Below are 23749 nucleotides of genomic sequence, written 5' to 3' on the forward strand. Positions count from 1 at the left end.
GCTGGACCTGTGGGAGCTGGCTTGCCGGCGATCTGGCCGTTGAAAGTACACACGATCTCCACACAAGCTCCCCAAAGCCTCCACGCAAGGCGCAGACACTTGCGCCCACTGCCACAGGAGGCCCCATGACCAAGACCCTCGGTTACAAACTCGGCATGATCGCCGTGCTCATATTGCTGCTGCTCATCCCGCTGCTGCTGATCAACGGCCTGATCGATGAGCGCCAGGCCCTGCGCGACAATGTGCTGCGCGACATCGCCCAAAGTGCCAGCTTCGACCAACAGCTCAGCGGCCCGCTGCTGGTGGTGCCGTACCGCAAATACCAGCGCCGCTGGATCGAAAAGGACGGCGAGCGCACCCAGGAAACCAGCACCATTGCCGGCCACTTGTACTTCCTGCCGGACACCTTCGCCGCCGACCTGGGCGTGGACACCGAACTGCGTGCCCGCGGCATCTACCAGGCCCGGCTGTTCCACGCCAAGGGGCGTATCAGCGGCCGCTTCAAGCTCCCGGAGCGTTGGGGTATCGACAAGGACTTCGACGACTACCGCTTCGACAAACCCTTCCTGGTGGTGGGCATCAGTGATATCCGCGGCATCGAGAATGGCCTGGAACTGAGCATGGACGAACAGAAGGTGCCGTTCGAGGCCGGCACCCAGCTCGACTGGATGCGCGGTGGCGTGCATGCCAGCCTGCCGGGTTTGGACGGTATGCAGGCACGGGAATTCAGCTACGGCTTCGACCTTGCTTTGCAAGGCACCGGCCAGTTGCACATCGTGCCGGTGGGCCGCACCAGCAGCGTTGACATGCGAGCCAACTGGCCGCATCCGAGCTTTGTCGGCAGCTATCTGCCCAACCGCCGAGACATCGATGCGCAAGGCTTCAGCGCCCACTGGCAGACGTCGTTCTTCGCCACCAACCTTGAAGATGCCCTGCGCCAATGCGCCACTGCCGGCCAGTGCGAAGACTTCAGCGAGCGCAGCTTCGGCGTGAGCTTTGTCGACCCGGTGGACCAGTACCTGAAGAGTGAGCGGGCGATCAAATACGCGTTGCTGTTCATCGCGCTGACCTTTGCCGGCTTCTTCCTGTTCGAAGTGTTGAAAAACCTGAGTGTGCACCCGGTGCAGTACATCCTGGTGGGTGTGGCGCTGGCGTTCTTCTACCTGCTGCTGTTGTCGTTGTCCGAGCACATAGGCTTTGGCCTGGCGTACGGGCTGTCGGCTTCGGCGTGTGTGCTGCTGATCGGCTTCTACCTCAGCCATGTGTTGCGCAGCCTGGCACGAGGGGTGGGGTTTGCGGCGGGGTTGGCGGCGCTGTATGCGCTGCTGTATGGGCTGCTGAGTGCCGAGGACTATGCGCTGCTGATGGGCTCGCTGCTGTGCTTTGGCTTGCTAGGGGTGTTCATGGTGCTGACCCGACGGCTGGACTGGGCGCGGGTGGGGAGGTCGGCATGAGGGAGGACAAAGAAATCGGGCGGTGGTTGGCCTACAGGATCGGGCTGTTGTTTCCTGTGGCAGCCAAGTGAGGAATTCGCAGCACAAGGCTGCTCCTACAAGCGGTGGCATCCCCTGTAGGAGCAGCCTGGGCTGCGAATGTCCCTGTCAGGCTGTCGGTGCTGTGGCGACCATCGACGGCCGCTTGGCCACCTCTGCATACCACGCCGCCAACCCAGGCTGGCGCTCACGCCAGCCAAACTCCGGCTGACGCAGATCCAGGTATCCCAGCGCACAGGCCACGCCAATCGCCGCCAGGTCGAACCCGGACACCAGCTCGGGCAGGTGCTCCTGCTCCAGGTTGGCCAGGCTACGGCGGATCTTGTCGCCTTGCGCCTGCAGCCAGCCGTCCCAGCGTTTGTCTTCTGGGCGCAGGAAGCTTTCATAGCGCGACGATACTGCTGCATCCATGATCGCATCGGCCTGCGACACCAGTGTCAGGCGCCGCCAGCGCGCCGAGCCTTCGCGGGGCAGCAGTGGCAGGCCGACATGTTGCAGGTCGAGGTATTCGCAGATCACCCGGCTGTCATGCAGCACGGTGCCGTCGTCCAGGCGCAGGGCCGGGATCTTGCCGATCGGGTTGTCGTGGTTGAGCTGCGGGTCGCCGCTGACCGGGCTGATGTTGACCGGTTGCAGCGTCACGCGCTCAAGCTGGGCGGTCTCGTGCAGCACCACCATGACCTTGCGCACGAAAGGCGACAATGGCGAGTGGAACAGGGTCATCGTGGCCATGGTTCAGTTGCCCTGCAGGCTGGGTGGCAGGCATACACCGGTGCCGCCGATGCCGCAGTAGCCTTGCGGGTTCTTGGCCAGGTACTGCTGGTGGTAGGCCTCGGCGAAGTACACGGTCGGTGCCTGGTCGATTTCGGTGGTGATTTCACCGAAGCCGGCCTTGTTCAGCTCCGCCTGGAAGGCGTCGCGGCTGGCCTTGGCCTGTTCCAGCTGTTCAGGGCTGGTGCAGTAGATGGCCGAGCGGTACTGAGTGCCGACATCGTTGCCCTGGCGCATGCCCTGGGTCGGGTTGTGCAGTTCCCAGAACATCGCCAGCAGCTCGCGGTAGCTGACCTTGTCCTTGTCGAACACCACCAGCACCACTTCGGTGTGGCCGGTCAGGCCCGAGCAGACTTCTTCATAGGTAGGGTGAGGGGTGAAGCCGCCGGCGTAGCCGACCACGGTGCTGACCACACCTTCACGCTGCCAGAAGCGCCGCTCCGCGCCCCAGAAGCAACCCAGGCCGAAGATGGCGAAGTCGATGGCGCCTTCGAAGAAGGGGCCGAGCAGCGGGGTGCCTTCGAACACGTAGTGGAACTCGGGCAGGCTCATTGGCGTTTCGCGGCCAGGCAGGGCCTGTTCCGCAGTTGGCAGGACGTTTTTGTTCACCAGGATTTCCGAACGCAGGACCATGGCCGTTCCTCTGTGTTTATTCAGTGGGATAGGTGTTGGGGCCATCGCCGGCAAGCCAGCTCCCACAGGCATATCACAGGTCTGGAAATCTGTGCGGTCCCTGTGGGAGCTGGCTTGCCGGCGATAGGGCCCGAATAGGTTCTATAGTGCCCGAGGATTACGCCGCTGTCAGGCCACTGGTCCGCGCGGATAACGCTTCAGCCGCTCGGCCAGCTCGCGCCCCGGAATCGGCCGGTCGAACAGGTAGCCCTGGCCCACGTCGCAGCGGTGCCGGCGCAGGAACGCCAACTGCTCCGGCGTCTCGATACCTTCGGCCACCACCTTCAGCTTGAGGTTATGGGCCATGGCCACCACGGCCGAGGTGATTTCCATGTCGTCCTGGTTATCCGGGATTTCGTTGATGAAGCTGCGGTCGATCTTGAGGATGTCGATCGGAAACTTCTTCAGGTAGCTCAGCGACGAATAGCCGGTGCCGAAGTCGTCCATGGCCAGGGTCAGGCCCAGGGCCTTCAGTTCGTCCAGCTGGCGGTGGGTGTCTTCGCTGGCTTCCAGCAGCAGGCCTTCGGTCAGCTCCAGCTCAAGCAAGTGCGGGGGCAGGGCTTCTTCGTTGAGGATGGTGCTGATGGACGCCACCAGGTCCGGGTCGGAGAACTGCTTGGGCGACAGGTTGATGGCCACGTGCAGGTTGCCCAGCCCGGCCTCGCGCAGTTGCTTGCTCATGCGGCACGACTGGCGTACTACCCACTTGCCGATGGGGATGATCAGGCCGGTTTCTTCTGCCACGCTGATGAACTGGTCCGGGCGGATCATGCCGCGCTCGGGGTGGTTCCAGCGCAGCAATGCCTCCAGCCCCAGCAGGCGGCCGCTGCGCAGGCAGATCTTGGGCTGGTAGAACACCTCCAGCTCGTTCTGGGTCAGGGCGCGGCGCAGGTTGTTCTCGACGAACAGCTTGTAGCTGGCCTCGGCGTTCAGCACCTCGGTAAACACCTGTACCTGATGCTTGCCGTTGGCCTTGGCCTTGTGCAGGGCAAGGCCGGCATTTTTCATCAGGCTGGCGGGGTCGACGCCGTGCAGCGGTGCACAAGCCAGGCCTACCGAGGCGGTGACGTTGATCAGCTGGTTGTCGACGAACATCGGCTTGTCGAGTGTGCTCAGCAACTGCAGCGCAACGCCCTGGCCATCTTCCAGGCTGGTGTCATCGAGCAGCACGGCGAACTCGTTACTGGCAAAGCGCGCCAGGATGCCACCGCTGTGCAGGCTGTTGCGCAGGCGCCGGGCCAGGCTGATCAGCAGCTTGTCGCCGGTCTGGTGGCCGAGGCTGTCGTTGATGCGCTTGAAGTTGTCGATGTCTACCAGCAGCAGGCACATCGCGCTTTCGCCATCGCGGACGAAGCGCTCGTCCAGGCTGCGGATGAACGCCGGGCGGTTGCCCAGGTTGGTCAGGTTGTCGGTGTAGGCCAGGCGCTCGATGCGCTGCTGGGCCAGCTTGGTCTGGGTGACGTCTTCGTAGATGCCGATGTAATGGGTCAGCTCACGGTTGTCGCCGTACACCTTGGAAATCGACAACTGGCCCCAGTAGGGCTCCAGGTTTTTACGCCGGCTCTTGAATTCGCCCTGCCAGCTATTGCCCATGGCCAGGCTGGAGGGCGAGTCGAACAGCAGTTCGCTCAGGTTTTCCAGTGCAGGCAGCTCGCCCAGCTGGCGGCCTTGCACTTCGTCGGTGCTGTACTGGGTGATGGCGGTGAAGCTTGGGTTGACGTATTCCACCCGGCCATCGCGGTTGACCAGCAGGAAGGCGCTGGCGCTTTGCTCCACCGCACGCTGGAACAGGTGCAGTGCGCTGGCCGCCGCGCGCCGGTTGTGGTTGGTGATGACCTGGGCGAACTGGTCGGCCAGCTCGCCGGCAAAGGCGATCTCGTCCGATTGCCAGGCCCGTGGCTGGCCGCTCTGCTCCAGGCACAACACGCCGACCACCTGGCCATCGACGCGGATACTGGCATCGAGCATGGCCTTGTTTTCGGGGCGCAGGCTTTGCGTCAGGGCGCGGGTGCGCGGGTCGTGGCCGGCGTTGTGGGCGTCGATGGCGCGGCTGGCGTGTAGTGCTTCAAGGTAGTCGGGGAAGCGGCTGGCATCGATGGCTTCGGGCTGGCGATGCTCCTGCGCGTCGCGGTACCAGGCGGTGATCGGTTCCAGTCGCTGGTCGTCCAGGTGCCAGATGCTGGCGCTGTCGACCTTGTAAATTTCGCAGGCGCTCTGGGTGATCAGCTGGGCGGCTTCCAGCAGGGAGTTCTCGGCGCTGTAGCGCTGGCGCGCCAGGCGCAGGATCAGGTCCTGCTGGCCGCGTACCCGCTCCAGGTGTTCCAGTTGTTCCTGCTGGGCACGCTGGTTCAGTTGCAGGGCCAGTTGCAGGCGGTTGTTGCGCGACTCCAGGTCGCTGGCGCTCTCGCCTGCGTCGTCGGGCTGGTCGTCGAGCACGCTCAGGTAACCGCGCAACAGCTGGCGGTTGTGCTGCTTGTAGGCTTCACCGGTTTCCAGCAGGCGCAGCGAGGTGGTTGGCGTGTGCAGGGAGTAGCGCACGCGGTAGTAGCCGCGCTGGGCCAGTTGCAGCTGGATCTCGTCGTGCAGCCGGTAGCGGGCCTCGGGCTCCATCAGGCTGGCGTAGGGCGCGTCCACCAGGGCACACAGGTCGGCGGCGTGCAGGCCAAACTGGCGCTCGCAGGCCGGGTCAAGGTAGAGCATGGACCAGGTGGCTTCGTTGAGCCTTTCGAAACGCAGCATACCGAGCCGCGAGGGCACGGGTAACGGCGTGACGACCTCGGCCGCCACACGGCTGGCGGCATCGGGTTGGCTTTTCATCGAAGACTCGCTTGAACAGGGAGCGCGGCCTTGGAGCGGCGGCGGATTCGGCAAGGTTGCATCATGTCCCGAGGGCTGGCAAGCGGCCATGCTTGATGCTGTGGACAGGTTATCGGCTGACGTGGCCGATTCTGTAGTTTGGCTGGAGATTTTGGGGCCGCTTTGCGGCCCATCGCGACACAAGGCCGCTCCCACAGGGAACCGCGATCGCCTTGTAGGAGCGGCCTTGTGTCGCGATGGAGGGCGAAGCCCTCCCGGCTTTCTCCAGGCAAAAAAAGCCCCGCCAATTGGCGGGGTTGAGGTACGAGCGTGGCAGCTCGAAAAGGGTACTGCCCCTCGCAAGGAGGGGCAGCGGGCTGCCTTACAGCAGCATGGTGCGGATATCGCCCAGCACGTCGCCCAGGCGCTTGGTGAAGCGCGCGGCGGCAGCGCCGTTGATAACACGGTGATCGTAGGACAGCGACAGCGGCAGCATCAGCTTCGGCTGGAAGGCCTTGCCATCCCACACTGGCTGCATGGTCGCCTTCGAGACGCCCAGGATAGCCACTTCCGGCGCGTTGACGATCGGCGTGAAGCCGGTGCCGCCAATGTGACCGAGGCTGGAGATGGTGAAGCAGGCACCTTGCATGTCGTCGGCCGACAGCTTTTTGGTACGCGCCTTCTCGGCCAGTGCAGCGGCTTCGGCAGCCAGTTGCAGCAGGCTCTTCTGGTCGACGTTCTTGATCACAGGGACCAGCAGGCCGTCCGGGGTGTCCACGGCGAAGCCGATGTGCACGTACTTCTTGCGGATGATGGCCTTGCCGCTTGGCGCCAGCGAGCTGTTGAAGTCCGGCAGTTCCTTGAGCAGGAAGGCGCAGGCCTTGAGCAGCAGTGGCAGCACGGTCAGCTTCACGCCAGCTTTTTCGGCCACGGCCTTCTGCCCAACGCGGAAGGCTTCCAGCTCGGTGATGTCGGCGGAGTCGAACTGGGTCACGTGCGGCACGTTCAGCCAGCTGCGGTGCAGGTTGGCGGCACCGACCTGCATCAGGCGGGTCAGGGCCACTTCTTCCACTTCACCGAACTTGCTGAAGTCCACCACCGGGATCGGCGGGATGCCAGCGCCACCGGTTGCACCGGCGGCTGCCGGGGCTTCCTTGGCCTTTTGCATCATCGCCTTGACGTAAACCTGCACGTCTTCCTTCAGGATACGGCCGTGCGGGCCGGTGGCAGCCACTGCGCCCAGCTCGACACCGAATTCACGGGCCAGCTGACGAACAGCCGGGCCTGCGTGAACCTTGGCATTGTTGCCAGCAGCCGGTGCGGTAGCCGCCGGTGCAGGGGCAGCAGCAGGGGCAGCAGCGGCAGGCGCGGCGGCCGGAGCAGCCTCAGCCTTGGCTGGCGCCGGTGCAGCAGCAGGTGCCGGTGCAGCAGCCGGTGCAGCGCCCGCGACTTTCAGCTTGAAGATCAGGTCGCCAGTGCCGACTTCGTCTTCCAGCTTGCACAGTACTTCTTCGACCACGCCGGCAGCCGGCGACGGGATTTCCATGGAGGCCTTGTCGGACTCCAGGGTAATCAGCGACTGGTCGGCTTCGACGGTGTCGCCGACCTTGACCAGCACTTCGATGATCTTGGCCTTGCCCGACGAGCCGATGTCCGGCACGTGGATGTCCTGCACGCTGGCAGCAGCCGGGGCTGCGGCAGGAGCAGGGGCGGCTTCGGCGGCAGGCGCTGGAGCAGCAGCCGGGGCAGCGGCCGCGGCCGGAGCCTCAGGCGCCGCAGCAGCGGCACCTTCGACTTCCAGCACCAGCAGCTCGTCGCCTTCTTTCAGGCGGTCGCCCAGCTTGACCTTGAGTTCCTTGACGATACCGGCCTTGGGGGCCGGGATCTCCATGGAGGCCTTGTCGGACTCCAGGGTCAGCAGGCTCTGGTCAGCCTCGATACGGTCACCGACCTTGACGAACAGCTCGATGATTTCACCTTCACCGCTGCCGATGTCAGGTACGCGAATGAGTTCGCTCACTTAAAAATACTCCTCAGCAGTCCAGTGGGTTGCGCTTGTCCGGGTCGATGCCGAACTTGACGATGGCGTCAGCCACAACCTTGGGTTCGATCTCGCCACGGTCAGCCAGGGCTTCCAGGGCAGCCAGTACCACGAAGTGGCGGTCGACTTCAAAGAAGTGACGCAGCTTCTTGCGGCTGTCGCTGCGACCGTAACCGTCGGTACCCAGGACTTTGAACTCTTTGCTCGGCACCCACTGGCGAATCTGCTCGGCGAACAGCTTCATGTAGTCGGTAGAGGCGATGACCGGGCCCTTGCGGCCGGCCAGGCATTCTTCGACGTAAGTCTGCTGTGGCTTCTGGCCAGGCTTCAGGCGGTTGGCGCGCTCTACGGCCAGGCCGTCGCGACGCAGTTCGTTGAAGCTGGTGACGCTCCATACGTCGGCACCGACGTTGAACTCTTCACGCAGGATTTTCGCGGCTTCGCGGACTTCGCGCAGGATGGTGCCGGAGCCCATCAGCTGTACGTGGTGCGCGGCTTCGCGGGTGTCTTCTTCCAGCAGGTACATGCCCTTGATGATGCCTTCCTCGACACCGGCCGGCATGGCTGGCTGCTGGTAGGATTCGTTCATCACGGTGATGTAGTAGAAGATGTCCTGTTGCTCTTCGGTCATCTTCTTCATGCCGTCCTGGATGATCACCGCCAGCTCGTAGCCGTAGGTTGGATCGTAGGTGCGGCAGTTCGGGATGGTACTCGCCATCATGTGGCTGTGACCGTCTTCGTGCTGCAGGCCTTCACCGTTCAGGGTGGTACGGCCGGCGGTACCGCCGATCAGGAAGCCACGGGTGCGGCTGTCGCCAGCGGCCCAGGCCAGGTCGCCAATGCGCTGGAAGCCGAACATCGAGTAGAAGATGTAGAACGGCAGCATCGGCTGGTTGTGGCAGCTGTACGAGGTACCGGCAGCGATGAACGACGACATGGCGCCGGCTTCGTTGATGCCTTCCTCGAGAATCTGGCCCTTCTTGTCTTCGCGGTAGAACATCACCTGGTCTTTATCGACTGGCTCGTAGAGCTGGCCGACGGACGAGTAGATGCCCAGCTGGCGGAACATGCCTTCCATACCGAAGGTACGGGCTTCGTCCGGGATGATCGGCACGATGCGCTGGCCGATTTCCTTGTCCTTGACCAGCTGCGCCAGAATACGCACGAAGGCCATGGTGGTGGAGATTTCGCGGTCGCCCGAGCCGTCCAGGATCGCTTTCAGCGTTTCCAGGGATGGGGTCGGTACGCTGAAGCTCTTGGCGCGGCGCTGTGGTACGAAGCCGCCCAGGGCAGCGCGACGCTCGGCCAGGTACTTGGCTTCGGCAGAACCTTCTTCCGGCTTGAAGAACGGCAGGTTCTCCAGGTCGGCATCCTTGACAGGGATGTCGAAGCGGTCACGGAAGTGACGCAGGCTGTCGACGTCGACCTTCTTGGTGTTGTGCGCGGTGTTCTTGGCTTCGCCAGCACCGGTGCCGTAACCCTTGATGGTCTTGGCCAGGATGACGGTCGGCTGCTCTTTGTGGTTCACAGCCTGGTGGTACGCCGCGTAGACCTTGTACGGGTCGTGGCCGCCACGGTTGAGCTTCCAGATCTCGTCGTCGGACAGGTCTTCGACCATGGCCTTGAGTTCTGGCGTGTTGAAGAAGTTTTCACGAACGTACGCGCCGTCTTTGGCTTTGTAGTTCTGGTACTCGCCGTCGATGACTTCGTCCATGCGGCGCTGCAGGGCACCGTTGGTGTCCTTGGCCAGCAGTGGGTCCCAGAAACGGCCCCAGACCACTTTGTTGACGTTCCAGCCACCGCCACGGAACACGCCTTCGAGTTCCTGGATGATCTTGCCGTTGCCGCGAACCGGGCCGTCGAGGCGCTGCAGGTTGCAGTTGATGACGAAGATCAGGTTGTCCAGCTTCTCGCGGCCGGCCAGGGCGATTGCGCCCAGGGATTCCGGCTCGTCGCACTCGCCGTCGCCCATGAAGCACCAGACCTTCTGCTTGCCGGCCGGGATGAAGCCACGGGCTTCCAGGTACTTCATGAAGCGTGCCTGGTAGATAGCCTGGATCGGGCCCAGACCCATCGATACGGTCGGGAACTGCCAGAAGTCAGGCATCAGCCATGGGTGCGGGTACGAAGACAGGCCGTTGCCGTCCACTTCCTGACGGAAGTTGTTCATCTGGTCTTCGTTGATGCGGCCTTCCATGAAGGCACGGGCGTAGACGCCTGGCGAAGCATGGCCCTGGAAGAAGATCAGGTCGCCGCCGTGTTCTTCGGTCGGCGCCTGGAAGAAGTAGTTGAAGCCGATGTCGTACAGGGTGGCGCTGGAGGCGAAGCTGGAGATGTGTCCGCCCAGGTCCGAGTCTTTCAGGTTGGTGCGCATGACCATGGCCAGGGCGTTCCAACGCACCATCGAGCGAATGCGGCGTTCCATGAACAGGTCGCCAGGCATGCGTGCTTCGTGGGTGACAGGGATGGTGTTGCGGTATGGCGTGGTGATCGCATACGGCAGCTGGGAGCCACTGCGGGTGGCCAGCTCGCCCATACGGGTCATCAGGTAATGAGCGCGGTCTTCGCCTTCTTTGTCGAGGACCGACTCCAGGGCATCCAGCCATTCCTGGGTTTCGATTGGATCGAGGTCTTGCATGGCTTGCTCCAGGGCGGAAAGGCAACCAGAATCGATTGCCTGAAGTTGCGACTGGCCTTATGGGCAGACGTCGTGAATTCTTGGATTACCGGGGTGTCTTCCGGTGCCGTGTAGTTTTACTACATTTGCTTGCGCATTTCATGCTTTTACACGACATGGGTAGTAGTAAAACTACATTTCTGCGACGTTTGGTCGCACCTTGGCTTGTGAGGAAAAACGTTCATGGTGGTTGGCATTGTGACGAGAGCGGGTGCTTCTTGATGTTTATTGCCAAGTTTTCGTTTTTTTCAGCTATTTCCAACTTTTGTACGACAGTCCAACCGTGGTCCGGCTTCCCCTTGGCCGCTTTTTCCCTTCTATTTCACGCCGATCAAGGATAGACCATGCGCCTGCCTTTGCCGTCCGATCTGCCCGCCACCCTCCAGCCATTGCTGGCCCGCAACCGGCAATTCCTCAGTGATGCAGTGGCCGCTCACGCCGACCTCGACCTGAATGCCTGGAGCCCGGTGCACCGGCAACAATTCGACCAGGTTGCCGCCGCCAGCGACTTTGTTCTGGGCCTGGCCCAGCGCGAGCCGGCCATGCTGTTCGAGCTGCTGGCCAGTGGCGAGCTGGAGCGGCGTTATGCGCCGGGTGAGCTGCGTGGGCAAATCGCTGCGGCCGCCCAGGCCGCGCAGAGCGACGACGAGCTGGCGCGCAACCTGCGCCGCGCGCGCAACCGCCAGCAACTGCGCATCATCTGGCGCGACATCACCCGCCAGGCAGAACTTGGCGAAACCTGCCGCGACCTGTCGGACCTGGCCGATGCCGCCATTGACGAAGCCTACCAATGGTTATACCCGCGCCATTGCCAGCAGTTCGGCACGCCCATCGGCAACCGCAGCGGCCAGCCGCAGCACATGGTGGTGCTGGGCATGGGCAAGCTGGGGGCGGTGGAGCTGAACCTGTCGTCGGACATCGACCTGATCTTCGGCTTCCCCGAAGGTGGCGAAACCGAGGGGGTGAAGCGCTCGCTGGAAAACCAGGAGTTCTTCACCCGGCTTGGCCAGCGGCTGATCAAGGCGCTGGACCCGGTGACCGTCGATGGCTTCGTGTTCCGCGTCGACATGCGCCTGCGCCCCTATGGCTCGGCCGGCGCACTGGTGCTCAGCTTCAATGCCCTGGAGCAGTATTACCAGGACCAGGGCCGCGACTGGGAACGCTACGCCATGATCAAGGCGCGGGTGGTGGCGGGCGACCAGGCGGCCGGGGCGCAGTTGCAGGAGGTGCTGCGGCCGTTCGTGTACCGCCGTTACCTGGACTTTTCCGCGATCGAAGCGCTGCGCACCATGAAGCAGCTGATCCAGCAGGAAGTGCGGCGCAAGGGCATGGCCGACAACATCAAGCTGGGTGCCGGTGGCATCCGCGAGGTGGAGTTCATCGCCCAGGCCTTCCAGCTGATCCACGGCGGGCGCGACCTCAGCCTGCAGCAGCGGCCGTTGCTCAAGGTGCTGGCCACCCTCGAGGGCCAGGGTTACCTGCCGCCGGCAGTGGTCGCCGAGCTGCGCGAGGGCTATGAGTTCCTGCGCTATACCGAGCACGCCATCCAGGCCATCGCCGACCGCCAGACGCAAATGCTGCCGGAAGGTGAGACCGACCAGGCGCGGGTGGCCTACATGCTCGGCTTTGCCGACTGGCAGAGCTTCCACGACCAGTTGATGTACTGGCGTGGCCGTATCGACTGGCACTTCCGCCAGGTGATCGCCGACCCGGATGACGAAGACGGTGAGGGCGAACTGGTGGTGGGCGGCGAATGGTCTCCGCTGTGGGAGCAGGCACAGGACGAGGAAGCCGCTGGCCGGCAGCTGGAAGAGGCCGGTTTCAAGCAGCCCGTCGAAGCCCTGCGGCGCCTGGCCGGGTTGCGCTCCAGCCCGCAGTTGCGCTCGATGCAGCGTATCGGCCGTGAACGCCTGGATGCCTTCATCCCGCGGCTGCTGGCCCAGGCGGTGGAACATGACAACCCTGACCTGGTGCTTGAACGTGTGTTGCCGCTGGTCGAGGCGGTGGCGCGGCGTTCTGCCTACCTGGTGCTGCTGACCGAAAACCCGGGTGCCTTGCGCCGTCTGCTGACGTTGTGCGCCGCCAGCCCGTGGATTGCCGAACAAATTGCGCACTACCCGCTGCTGCTCGACGAATTGCTCAACGAAGGCCGCTTGTTCAGCCCGCCACTGGCCCCAGAGCTGGCCAGCGAGTTGCGCGAACGCCTGACGCGCATCCCCGAAGACGACCTGGAGCAGCAGATGGAAGCGCTGCGCCACTTCAAGCTGGCGCACAGCCTGCGTGTGGCAGCTTCGGAAATCAGCGGCAACCTGCCGTTGATGAAGGTCAGCGACTACCTGACCTGGCTGGCCGAAGCCATCCTCGACCAGGTGCTGGCCCTGGCCTGGCGCCAGACCGTGGCCCGCCACGGCCAGCCCAGGCGCAGCGACGGCAGCCTGTGCGACCCAGGGTTCATCATCATTGGTTACGGCAAGGTCGGTGGCCTGGAGCTGGGCCATGGCTCGGACCTGGACCTGGTGTTCATCCACGACGGCGACCCGCACGCAGAAACCGACGGCAGCAAGCCCATCGACAGTGCGCAGTTCTTCACCCGCCTGGGCCAGCGCATCATTCACTTGCTGGCCACCCAGACCAACTCGGGCCAGCTGTATGACGTGGACATGCGCCTGCGCCCGTCCGGTGCTTCCGGGCTGCTGGTCAGTTCGCTGGGTGCATTCGAGCGCTACCAGCAGAACGAAGCGTGGACCTGGGAGCACCAGGCGCTGGTGCGAGCCCGCGTGCTGGTGGGTTGCAAGCAGGTGGGCGCGGCGTTCGAAGGCGTGCGCGCCAAGGTGCTGGGCCAGACACGCGACCTGGAGAAACTGCGCACCGAAGTGAGTGAAATGCGCGCCAAGATGCGCGGCAACCTCGGTACCAAGGCCACGGCTGCCGGTACCGCGGCCAATGCCTTCGAGGCCGGTGTGCCGTTTGATATCAAGCAAGATGCCGGCGGTATCGTCGATATCGAATTTATGGTGCAATACGCCGCTTTGGCCTGGTCTCACGACCATCCGGCCATACTCCGATGGACCGATAACATCCGCATTCTGGAAGAGCTGGAGCAGGCGAACCTGATGCCGGCCAGTGACGCGGTGCTGTTGCGTGAAGTGTACAAGGCGTTCCGCTCGGCCTCGCACCGCCAGGCCCTGCAGAAGCAGGCCGGGGTGATCGACGCGACGCAATTTGCCGATGAACGCCGCGAAGTGCGGCGGATCTGGGGTGAATTGGGTTTGACTTGAGAGTGCTGGGGCCGCTTTGCGGCCCATTCGCAGCACAAGGCTGCTCCTACAGGGGAACGCGATCCCTTGTAGGAGCAGCCTTGTGCTGCGAATGGGCTGCAAAGCAGCCCTGAAGGTTTATGCCTCACCACCGGTGTTACACTGTCCGCCACATAGCCTGAATATAAAGAGGGGAGGCCAGGCTGTACCGCAGCCTGTAGCCTCCCCGAGCGTTTCTGGACTAAGCATGAGAATACTGATCATTGGCCCCAGCTGGGTCGGCGACATGGTGATGGCGCAGACCTTGTTCCAGTGCCTGAAACAGCAGCACCCCGACTGCGTGATCGACGTGCTGGCCCCCGAGTGGAGCCGGCCGATCCTGGAGCGTATGCCCGAGGTACGCCAAGCCTTGAGCTTCCCGCTCGGCCACGGCGCGCTGGAGCTGGCTACGCGTCGGCGTATCGGCAAATCCCTGGCCGGCCAGTACGACCAGGCCATCCTGCTGCCCAATTCGCTCAAGTCGGCCTTGGTGCCGTTCTTCGCTGGCATCCCCAAGCGTACCGGCTGGCGCGGTGAACTGCGCTTCGGCCTGCTGAACGATGTGCGCAAGCTGGACAAGGCCCGCTACCCGCTGATGATCGAGCGCTTCATGGCCTTGGCCTACGCGCCCGGCGCCGAGCTGCCGCAGCCGTACCCGCGCCCCAGCCTGCAGATCGAAGCGCAAAGCCGCGATGCTGCACTGGCCAAGTTCGGCCTGGAGCTGGACCGCCCGGTGCTGGCGCTGTGCCCTGGCGCCGAGTTCGGTGAGGCCAAGCGTTGGCCAGTCGAGCATTACGCTGCGGTGGCCGACGCGATGGTCCGCCAGGGCTGGCAGGTATGGCTGTTCGGCTCGAAGAACGACCACCCGGTCGGTGAGCAGATCCGCGACCGGCTGATCCCGGGTTTGCGTGAAGAATCGTCCAACCTCGCCGGTGAAACCTCGCTGGCCGAGGCCATCGACCTGATGTCCTGTGCCCATGCCGTGGTGTCCAACGACTCCGGTCTGATGCACGTGGCCGCCGCGCTGAACCGCCCGCTGGTGGCGGTGTACGGCTCGACGTCGCCCGGCTTTACCCCGCCGCTGGCCGACCAGGTAGAGGTGGTGCGTACCGGTATCGAGTGCAGCCCATGCTTCGACCGTACCTGCCGTTTCGGCCACTACAACTGCCTGCGCCTGCTGGAACCGGGCAAAGTCATCGCCGCCCTGCACAGCCTGAGCGGGCCGGACCTGATCGATACCGTGGCCGAGGTCGACTAAGTGCGGGTACTGATCATCAAGACCTCGTCGCTGGGTGATGTGATCCACACCCTGCCGGCGCTCACCGATGCCGCCCACGCCATCCCGGGCATTCGTTTCGACTGGGTTGTGGAAGAAGGCTTTGCCGAAATCCCCAGCTGGCACCCTGCGGTCGACCAGGTTATCCCGGTGGCCATTCGCCGCTGGCGCAAGAACCTTTGGCAAACCCTCAAGAGCGGCGAGTGGAAGGCGTTCAAGCAGCGTGTGCGCGAGCGCAAGTACGACCTGGTGATTGACGCCCAGGGCCTGGTCAAGTCGGCTTGGCTGACCCGTTACGTGAAGGCCCCGGTCGCCGGCCTGGACCGCTACTCGGCCCGTGAAGGCTGGGCCAGCCGCTTCTATGACCGGCGCCTGTCGGTTGCCACCGGCCAGCACGCAGTGGAGCGGGTGCGCCAGCTGTTCGCCATGGCCCTGGCCTACGACTTGCCAGAAGGCATTGGCGACTACGGGCTGGACCTGGAGCGCCTGCAATTGCCGCCCGCCGCGCCTTACGTGGTGTTCTTGCATGGCACCACCTGGGCGACCAAGCACTGGCCCGAAGCCTACTGGCGCGAGCTGGCCGAGCGCATGGACCGGCGCAAGCTGGAAGTGCGCCTGCCTTGGGGCAACCCGGCCGAAAAGGCGCGCGCCGAGCGCATTGCACAGGGCTTGAACAACTGCCAGGTGCTCCCCAAATTGAACCTTGCCGGCGTTGCGCGTGTATTGGCGGCGGCAAAAGCCTGTGTGGCGGTCGATACCGGCCTTGGCCACCTGGCAGCGGCACTCGATGTGCCGACCATTTCGCTGTTCGGCCCGACCAACCCGGGCCTGACGGGTGCCTACGGACGGACCCAGATTCACCAGGCCAGTGACTGGCCTTGCGCTCCCTGCCTGCAGAAGAAGTGCACCTATAAACCGAGCGCTGACGACCTGCGCCGGTTCGATCTGAAACGCGAGTGGCCGCTGTGCTTCACTCGCCTGAATCCCGAGCATGTGGCGGGCCGCTTGAGCGCGTTGCTGCTGGCTGAGGATGTCCGTTGATGCAACTGGCTTTCGTGCTTTACAAATATTTCCCCTTCGGCGGGCTGCAGCGCGATTTCATGCGCATTGCCCTGGAATGCCAGAAGCGGGGCCACCAGATCCGTGTGTACACGCTGATCTGGGAGGGTGACATTCCGCCGGGCTTCGAAGTGCTGGTGGCGCCGGTGAAGGCGATTTTCAACCACCGTCGCAACGAGAAGCTCAGCGCCTGGATGGCCGCCGACCTGGCCAAGCGCCCGGTCGACCGCCTGATCGGCTTCAACAAGATGCCGGGGCTGGACGTGTACTACGCCGCCGACGGCTGCTTCGAAGACAAGGCGCAGACCCTGCGTGGCGGCCTGTACCGCCGCTGGGGCCGCTACCGGCACTTTGCCGAGTACGAGCGTGCGGTGTTCGCCAAGGACGCCCACACCGAAGTGTTGATGATTTCCGAGGTGCAGCAGCCGCTGTTCATCAAGCACTACGGCACCCCGGTGGAGCGCTTCCACCTGCTGCCGCCGGGCATTTCCCAGGATCGCCGCGCGCCGGCCAACGCTGCCGAGATACGCGCCGAGTTCCGCAAGGAATTCAACCTGGGCGATGACGACCTGTTGCTGGTACAGATTGGCTCGGGCTTCAAGACCAAAGGTGTGGACCGTAGCCTCAAGGCGCTGGCCGCGCTGCCATCGGCCCTGCGCAAACGCACGAAGCTGATGGTGATCGGCCAGGACGACCCCAAGGTGTTCCAGCTGCAAAGCGCCACCCTGGGGCTGGGCGACCAGGTGCAGTTCCTCAAGGGCCGCAGCGACATCCCGCGCTTCCTGCTGGGTGCCGACGTGCTGATTCACCCGGCGTACAACGAGAACACCGGCACCGTGCTGCTTGAAGCGCTGGTGGCCGGCCTGCCGGTACTGGTGTCCAAAGTGTGCGGTTACGCCCACTACATTGCCGAGGCCGATTGCGGCCTGGTGCTGGACGAACCGTTCGAACAGGACCAGCTCAACGGTTACCTGCAACGCATGCTCGAAGACCCGCAGGCCCGCGCCAGCTGGTCGCGCAACGGCCTGGCGTTTGCTGAAACCGCCGATCTGTACAGCATGCCGCAGCATGCTGCCGACGTGATCCTGGGGCAGAAAACCGTATGAAGCTGATACTGGCCGAACCGTTCAAGCGCCTGTGGGCCGGGCGTGATGCCTTCGATGCCGTAGAAGCGCTGCAAGGCGAGGTTTATCGCGAACTGGAAGGGCGCCGCACGTTGCGTACCGTAGTGGCTGGCGAGGGTTTTTTCGTCAAGATCCACCGCGGCATCGGCTGGGGCGAGATCTTCAAGAACCTGTTCACCGCCAAGCTGCCGGTGCTCGGTGCCGGCCAGGAATGGCGGGCTATCCAGCGCCTGCACGAGGTGGGTGTGCCGACCATGACCGCAGTCGCCTATGGCGAGCGGGGCAGCAACCCGGCCACGCAGCACTCGTTCATCATCACCGAGGAACTGGCGCCCACCATCAGCCTGGAAGACTTCAGTATCGACTGGGCCAAGCAGCCGCCCGAGCCGCGGCTGAAGCGTGCGCTGATCGCCGAAGTGGCGAAGATGACTGGCGGCATGCACCGCGCCGGGGTCAACCACCGCGACTGCTACATCTGCCACTTCTTGCTGCACACCGACCGCCCGGTAACGGCGGACGATTTCAAACTGTCGGTGATCGACCTGCACCGCGCCCAGACCCGTGCAACCATTAGCCGCCGCTGGCGCGACAAGGACCTTGCCGCGCTGTACTTCTCGGCGCTGGACATCGGCCTGACCCAGCGCGACAAGCTGCGCTTCCTGCGGGGTTATTTCCAGCGCCCGCTGCGCCAAGTGCTGAAGGACGAAGCCCAGTTGCTCACCTGGCTGGAGCGCAAGGCGCAGAAACTCTACGACCGCAAACAACGCTACGGGGATGCGCTCTGATGGCGGGCTGGACACTGGCGCCGGGTTACGAACATCTGGCGACGGACTTCGGCAGCCTCGATGCGGTATTTGCCCTGCAAGGTGAGCGCCTGACCCGCGACCCGCTCAGCGAGGTGGTGCGCATCGAGCGTGACGGGGTCAACTACTACGTCAAGCGCTACACCGGCGCCGGCAAGCACATGCGCCGCTATCTGGGCCGGCCGCGCATCAAGGCTGAATGGCAGAACCTCAAGCAATTCGCCAAGTGGGGCATCCCTACCGCGGAAGTGGTGGCCTGGGGGCTGGAGCGCAAGGGCCTGGCCTTTGGTCGTGGGGCGATGATCACCCGCGAGCTGCCGAACACCGAAGACCTGTCGGCACTCGCCGAGCGCAACGATGCGCGCCTTGCCGACCGCGTCTGGGTCGACCACCTCAGCCGCCAGCTGGCGCGCCATACCCGGGTCATGCACGAGCACCGCTTTGCTCACAACGACCTGAAGTGGCGCAACCTGCTGGTCGATGACCAAGGCACGCTATTCTTCATCGACTGCCCCACCGGCGACTTCTGGCGCGGATTCATGTGGCGGCACCGGATGATCAAGGACCTGGCGTGCCTGGACAAAGTGGCCAAATACCACCTGTCGGCCACCCAGCGCCTGCGTTTCTATCTGCAATACCGTGGCCGCGACCGGCTGAATGAGCGTGACAAGAAGCGCATTCGCCAGGTGCTGGGCTTTTTCGAGGGAAGGGAATGACCGATTACCTGGCCAGCGCGGACCTCGCGCTGCTCAAACGCCATGGCCTGGACGACTTCGAGGCGCTGTGGGCCTTGCAACTTGAGGCAGTGGATGAACCCAACACCGGCCGTGGCGGCTGGAGCAGCGTGTTCCGCCTGGAACTCGAAGGCAAGGGCTACTACCTCAAGCGCCAGAGCGACTACCTGACCCGCACCCTGCACCGGCCGTTTGGCGAGCCCACCTTCGCCCGCGAATTCCGCAACATCAGCCGCTACCAGAAGCTGCACATTCCGGCCTTGCAGGCGGTGTTCTATGGCGAGCGCAAGCAGGGCGGCAAGCACCGGGCCATCCTGATGACCCGCGCGCTGGACGAGTGGGCCGACCTCGACAGCCTGCTGGCCCAGTGGCCACAGCTGGGCGATGCCGAACGCAATGGCATCCTCAAGGCGTGCGGCCAGCTGGCGCGCACCCTGCACAGCGCCGGCCAGGTGCATGGCTGCTTCTACCCCAAGCACATTTTCCTGCGCCAGCGCCGTGAAGGCTGGGACGCGCAACTGATCGACCTGGAAAAGACCCGGCCATTGCTGCTCGGCATGCGTGACCGCCTCAAGGACCTGGAGCCGCTGCTGCGCCGCGCCCCGGCCTGGAGCGAGGCCGATGTGCGCACAATGCTGGCGACCTACCTGGCGCAGCCGGCTGACAGCACGCTGGTGAACAACTGGTTGCAACGCCTGACGCAACGCCGTCGTGAAAAAGAGGCCCGCTGATGCGTTTGTCCGAACTGAAAGATGCCGGGCGCAGCCCGTCGTTGCCCCTGAGCATCACCCTGGCGGATGCCGCCGGCAGCGCCGAGTTGCAACTGCTCAGCCTGCTGCGCGTGTTGCCGGGCCAGCGCTATGTTGGCGCCGGAGTGTGGCGCGGAACCCCGGTGCTGGCCAAGCTGCTGGTGGGCGGTAACGCCGCCCGGCATTTCCAGCGCGAACTGCAAGGTGTGAAGCTGCTGGCCGAGCAAGGCCTGACCACGCCAAAACTGTTGGCCGATGGCCTCAAGGAAGGCGAGGGCGGCTGGCTGCTGTTCGAATTCCTCGACGGCGCCGAAAGCCTGGCCGATGCCTGGGCGGCGGTGGAAAACCTGCCGGTGCTGGCTGACGAGCAACATCTGGTATTGGGTGAAGCACTGACGGCTGTCGCGCACATGCACGCCCAGGGCCTTTGGCAGGAAGACCTGCACCTGGACAACCTGCTGCGCCATGGCGGCAAGCTGTACCTGATCGACGGCGCCGGTATCAAGGCCGAAACGCCTGGCCAGCAACTGTCACGCCCGCGGGTGCTGGAAAACCTCGGGGTGTTCTTCGCCCAGTTGCCCAAGCGCCTGGAACCGTTCATCGAAGAGCTGCTGGTGCACTACCTGCTGGCCAACGCCGAGCATGCGTTGCCCCTGGAAGCCCTGCAAAAGCAGGTGGACAAGGTGCGCAACTGGCGCCAGAAGGACTACCTGGACAAAGCGGGCCGCGAGTGCAGCCTGTTCAGCGTCCAGCGCAGCCTTTCGGGCTTACAGGCGATCCGCCGCACCGAAGTCGACGCCATGCAGCGGGTGCTGGAGCAGGCCGATGCGCTGATCGAAAAGGGCCACCTGTACAAGACCGGTGGCGCCGCCAGCGTGGCGCGTATCGAGGTGAACGGTCGCAAGCTGGTGCTCAAGCGCTACAACATCAAGAACACCGCGCACTGGTTCAAGCGCTTCTGGCGCCCGAGCCGGGCCTGGCATTCGTGGATTGAAGGCCACCGCCTGGAATTCCTCGGCATCGCCACGCCTCGCCCTCTCGCGGTGCTGGAACAGCGGGTGCTGGGCCTGCGTAGCCGTGCCTACCTGGTCACCGAGTATGTCGACGGCCCGGACCTGACGGCATGCTTCGCGCCCTACGTCGAAAGTGGCGATGCACCCGAGGAGCAAGTGGATGCCTTGGTCCATGTGATGCAGCAGCTGATTCGCGAGCGTATCAGCCATGGGGACTTCAAAGGCCATAACCTGTTCTGGCACAACGGCCAGTGGTCGCTGATCGACCTTGATGCCATGTGCCAGCACGCCACCCAGCTCAGCTTCGCCCCGGCCTATGCCCGCGACCGGGCACGGCTGCTGCGCAACTGGCCGAGTGGCAGTGCCTTGCATCAGCGACTGGACCGGCTTTTGCCAAAACTGGTCGAGTAAGGCAGCCGGTTCGGGCTTTCATTGGGCTGGCGGTGGTTGGTCTGGCAGTGTCAGCCAGTCACTGCTGCGCCCTGCCTGGCGAACGCGTATCAGCCACTGGCCGCTTTCGTGACGCATCACCGCCCACGGCACCACCCCGGCGTTGTCGGGGCTAGCCATCTGCAAGTGGTAATGATCCGGCAGCAGGTGGCGGCGCACCGGCAACTGCCCGTTCTCGAGCCCCAGGTACAACTGGTCGTCAGCCTCGAAGAGCCCTTGTTCGCTATTCAGTGGCAGGCCAGCCACAGGCACCTGCAGGTAGCAGTCTTGCAGTAACTGCTTAAGGTCGGGCAGCCCGTCGTACCAGAGTACCGGTGAGTCGATGACCCACTGCCCGTCGGCCTTGCGCTTGAGCGGCTGCTGCAGGTAGGCGTCGGGCTGGGCAGGGTCGATGGCCCGCCAGCGGTAGCCATCGAAGCTGACCTGGTAATAGCGGTTGTCGTTGTCCTTGACGAAGTACAGCGACTGCCCGCCAAACACCGAACTTTGCTCGTATACACCTTCACCGTAGATACCGTCTATGCGATAGCGCAGGCTGCTGCTGCCCGGTTGTACCTGTTGGCGCGCGGGCAGCGGCAGTGGCGGTTGTTTGGGGATCCCGCGCAGGGATCGGCGTAGCACTCTGGAGCCCAGAAAACTGGTACCTGCATCGTTGAGGTGGCTAAGCGCCTGATACGCATGCCGCATCACCCCTTCGACATCCTCTTGCTTGAAGGCCTCGGCGCCGTCCCAGATATCGATTGCCATGCGGCCGATCGACAGCACCAGCAGCGCACGGTTCGGCAGCAGCAGGCTGATGAAGTCCAGTAAGCGCCAGCTCAGCGCCATGACCGATTCCACGTTCACTTCCCGGGTCGTCATGCTGTCGGCCTCGGCCTGAGCGATCAGCGCCCGGGCTTCGGCCATGTAGTAAACGAAGAAAAGGTCGTCCTTGATCTCAGGTGTCGTCAAATGCGTGCTCATGCGCCCCTTGTCCAGCAGCCGCTGCACCGTGACGGCAGGTAGCAATGGCAGGCGCTGGGCTACGTATGCTCTTAATGCGGGCTGTTGGCGCAATGTGCGAAGCAGTTCGCGGGTTGTTCGGAAACGCCGCCAGGCCCTGCGGTCGGGGGCATCCGGGGTGTACAGCACACATGCCGGGGACTTGTAGGTGATGCTGTTGAGCAGAAGCACCCCCTGCAGGGTATGACCCATGATGTTCAGCTGCCGGACAGTGACCGGGTAGCCTGCTACCGGCGCACGCAAGGCATTGTGTGGTTGGTCCAGCACTGCGCGCACCCAGTTGTAGCCGTGTTCGAAAGGGTCTTCGCCAAAGTGCCCTGCGTAGCGCGCCTTGACTGCTTCAGCGTGCATGCGTGCACGGTTGACCTTGCTGTGCGCAGTGAGCCGCCATTTGCCCGCTCTGGAACTGATGAGTTGGGTGCGCAGGTACTCTGCGTAACTGTCACCCACGTTCAGTTCCCGGACCATGTGCTTGACATACTGCGGCGTGAGCCCGGCGGGCATGGCTTTGCCATGGGCATGGATCACCCGGGCAGTAAGCCAGTAGTCGGTATCGAACCACGGCAAGTTCTTGAGGGCGATCTCTTCGAGGGTGTTGATTTCCTCGACCATTTCGACCATCTCGTCGCCCACGCGTCGCATGCCTGCATAGGTGACATAGGATGAGATGGCGAAGGGATGCAGGACGGCGCCAGTGCGGCGGGCACGCACGACCACGATCTTGATATCGCGGGGATCTGCGGCGTACCCCAGGTCATGGCGCAGCCGCTCGCGAAGGCGTGCGTTGGCCCAGCCCAGCAGGCTATTGCGTTGCTTGAAGTCGTTGAAGCTCAGCACCCCCGGTGCGGCAGCCTGCTCGGCGATTGCCACCAGCTTTTGCATCGCCTGCATCATATGGCTCAGGCCTTGCGCAGATGTATTGCGCAGCCAGTTCGGCAGGTTCTTCTCAAGCAATCGGGAGTAACGTGTCTGCAGGATGGGTTTGGCGCCGACTTCGTGCCAGAGCTCCATGGCTTTATGTATTCGGTTGGGCTGGGGTGAGCTGCTCCACAAGCCGGTGTCACTCAAGCGTTGGCGCTGGGCTTCTATCACACTGTCGATCTGGGCCTCCAGCAGGCTATCGGCGTACCAGTTATAGCGCAGGCGCTGTGACAGCCGCACGCGGTCCGCCTGCGCGTCAGTGTACAGATGCAGCAGCGGTTTGCTCTGGAGTGGGTCTTCCAGGCGTTCGCAAAGCTCCTGGTGCAGTGCGGCAAGGGACTCGAAGGCCTCAACGCCTTGTGAGAGGCTGCACAGCAACGCCATGCCTGCGGCATCCTCGGGTGTGAGCATAGGGCCCTCGGCGGTGCCGGCAACGATGATCAGTGTGCCTGGCAGGTAGCTTCGCCAGTTGGGCCGTAGGCCTTCCAGCAGAACGCGGTAGACCTGTGGCCTTTTGGCCAGGGGCATATGCCTGCGCTGGGAGGGTAGTGGCTGTTGCAGGCAGGCCCATAGTTGATCGGCTGAGCGGTAGCCCAAGGTCTCGTCGCCCAGGCGCAATTCAACCTCGGCCAGCATCAGCGCCTTGCGCAGTGCCAGCAGCTTTTGTCTTGGGGTTTCGCCTTGCTCATCGGCCGTGGTCCAGAAGCTGGCCAGTTCGCCGTGCAACCAAGTGCGTGTGTCGGGGTTGATGGGGTGCTGAAGGGCAATCGTCGGAAGGCCGCCGAGCAGGTCACTGATCTGTCGGTCGATCTGTTCCAGTTGTTCGAGGGGGCGCATGGGGCGGGTCCTTGGTTGAGGAAAACCCCATGCTT

General features: G+C 63.8%; 15 protein-coding genes. 9 read left to right on the forward strand and 6 right to left on the reverse strand.

What is annotated here, in order from left to right; translation table 11 throughout:
* Window positions 1–125: 125 nt before the first annotated feature.
* Window positions 126–1454 carry a cell envelope integrity protein CreD gene (creD, locus tag WF331_RS09620; RefSeq protein WP_340622846.1) on the forward strand — a complete coding sequence of 443 codons (1329 nt, stop codon included), beginning with the start codon at window positions 126–128 and terminating at the stop codon, window positions 1452–1454.
* Window positions 1455–1601: 147 nt separating this feature from the next.
* Here the strand turns inward: creD and WF331_RS09625 are convergent, their stop codons facing one another.
* From WF331_RS09625 to aceE, 5 genes are all read right to left on the reverse strand, one after another.
* Complete coding sequence (locus WF331_RS09625; protein WP_041167498.1) at window positions 1602–2225, reverse strand: glutathione S-transferase; 624 nt, start codon at window positions 2223–2225, stop codon at window positions 1602–1604.
* 3 nt (window positions 2226–2228) lie between these two features.
* A complete protein-coding gene (gene msrA / locus WF331_RS09630; RefSeq protein WP_016497642.1) occupies window positions 2229–2897 on the reverse strand; it encodes a peptide-methionine (S)-S-oxide reductase MsrA in 669 nt (222 codons plus the stop codon).
* A gap of 168 nt (window positions 2898–3065) precedes the next feature.
* On the reverse strand, window positions 3066–5753 hold the full coding sequence (locus tag WF331_RS09635; protein ID WP_016497643.1) for a putative bifunctional diguanylate cyclase/phosphodiesterase: 2688 nt from the start codon (window positions 5751–5753) through the stop codon (window positions 3066–3068).
* 361 nt (window positions 5754–6114) lie between these two features.
* Complete coding sequence (gene aceF, locus WF331_RS09640) at window positions 6115–7752, reverse strand: dihydrolipoyllysine-residue acetyltransferase (RefSeq protein ID WP_284399045.1); 1638 nt, start codon at window positions 7750–7752, stop codon at window positions 6115–6117.
* Between the two features lie 13 nt (window positions 7753–7765).
* Window positions 7766–10411 (reverse strand): pyruvate dehydrogenase (acetyl-transferring), homodimeric type, encoded by a 2646-nt coding sequence (aceE, locus tag WF331_RS09645; protein WP_284361961.1) that lies wholly within the window; start codon window positions 10409–10411, stop codon window positions 7766–7768.
* Window positions 10412–10794: 383 nt separating this feature from the next.
* On the opposite strand from aceE, the gene glnE reads away from it, so the two are divergent.
* The 8 genes from glnE (at window position 10795) to WF331_RS09685 (ending at window position 20915) form a co-directional block, all read left to right on the forward strand.
* Complete coding sequence (gene glnE / locus WF331_RS09650; RefSeq protein ID WP_061203602.1) at window positions 10795–13728, forward strand: bifunctional [glutamate--ammonia ligase]-adenylyl-L-tyrosine phosphorylase/[glutamate--ammonia-ligase] adenylyltransferase; 2934 nt, start codon at window positions 10795–10797, stop codon at window positions 13726–13728.
* Between the two features lie 226 nt (window positions 13729–13954).
* The gene (gene waaF, locus WF331_RS09655; RefSeq protein WP_016497647.1) at window positions 13955–15004 is read left to right on the forward strand and encodes a lipopolysaccharide heptosyltransferase II; all 1050 of its coding nucleotides are present in this window, start codon (window positions 13955–13957) and stop codon (window positions 15002–15004) included.
* Window positions 15005–16063, forward strand: coding sequence for a lipopolysaccharide heptosyltransferase I (waaC, locus tag WF331_RS09660; RefSeq protein ID WP_340622847.1), 1059 nt, complete (start codon window positions 15005–15007; stop codon window positions 16061–16063).
* Window positions 16063–17187: a glycosyltransferase family 4 protein gene (locus tag WF331_RS09665; RefSeq protein ID WP_016497649.1), complete on the forward strand. Its 1125-nt coding sequence runs from the start codon at window positions 16063–16065 to the stop codon at window positions 17185–17187. Before waaC ends, WF331_RS09665 begins: the two co-directional genes overlap by 1 nt.
* A complete protein-coding gene (rfaP, locus tag WF331_RS09670; RefSeq protein WP_016497650.1) occupies window positions 17184–17990 on the forward strand; it encodes a lipopolysaccharide core heptose(I) kinase RfaP in 807 nt (268 codons plus the stop codon). Before WF331_RS09665 ends, rfaP begins: the two co-directional genes overlap by 4 nt.
* On the forward strand, window positions 17990–18724 hold the full coding sequence (locus tag WF331_RS09675) for a lipopolysaccharide kinase InaA family protein (protein WP_340622848.1): 735 nt from the start codon (window positions 17990–17992) through the stop codon (window positions 18722–18724). The genes rfaP and WF331_RS09675 overlap by 1 nt, the downstream gene beginning before the upstream one ends.
* Window positions 18721–19473: a lipopolysaccharide kinase InaA family protein gene (locus WF331_RS09680; protein ID WP_016497652.1), complete on the forward strand. Its 753-nt coding sequence runs from the start codon at window positions 18721–18723 to the stop codon at window positions 19471–19473. Before WF331_RS09675 ends, WF331_RS09680 begins: the two co-directional genes overlap by 4 nt.
* Entirely contained in the window at window positions 19473–20915 is a 1443-nt protein-coding gene (locus WF331_RS09685) for a lipopolysaccharide kinase InaA family protein (protein ID WP_340622849.1), read from the forward strand. Before WF331_RS09680 ends, WF331_RS09685 begins: the two co-directional genes overlap by 1 nt.
* An 18-nt stretch (window positions 20916–20933) precedes the next feature.
* Here WF331_RS09685 and WF331_RS09690 read toward each other — a convergent pair whose 3' ends face one another.
* Window positions 20934–23714: a dermonecrotic toxin domain-containing protein gene (locus tag WF331_RS09690; protein ID WP_340622850.1), complete on the reverse strand. Its 2781-nt coding sequence runs from the start codon at window positions 23712–23714 to the stop codon at window positions 20934–20936.
* Window positions 23715–23749 lie beyond the last annotated feature (35 nt).

This window comes from Pseudomonas sp. YNh, from assembly GCF_037993085.1.
In the GTDB taxonomy this organism is placed as follows: domain Bacteria; phylum Pseudomonadota; class Gammaproteobacteria; order Pseudomonadales; family Pseudomonadaceae; genus Aquipseudomonas; species Aquipseudomonas putida.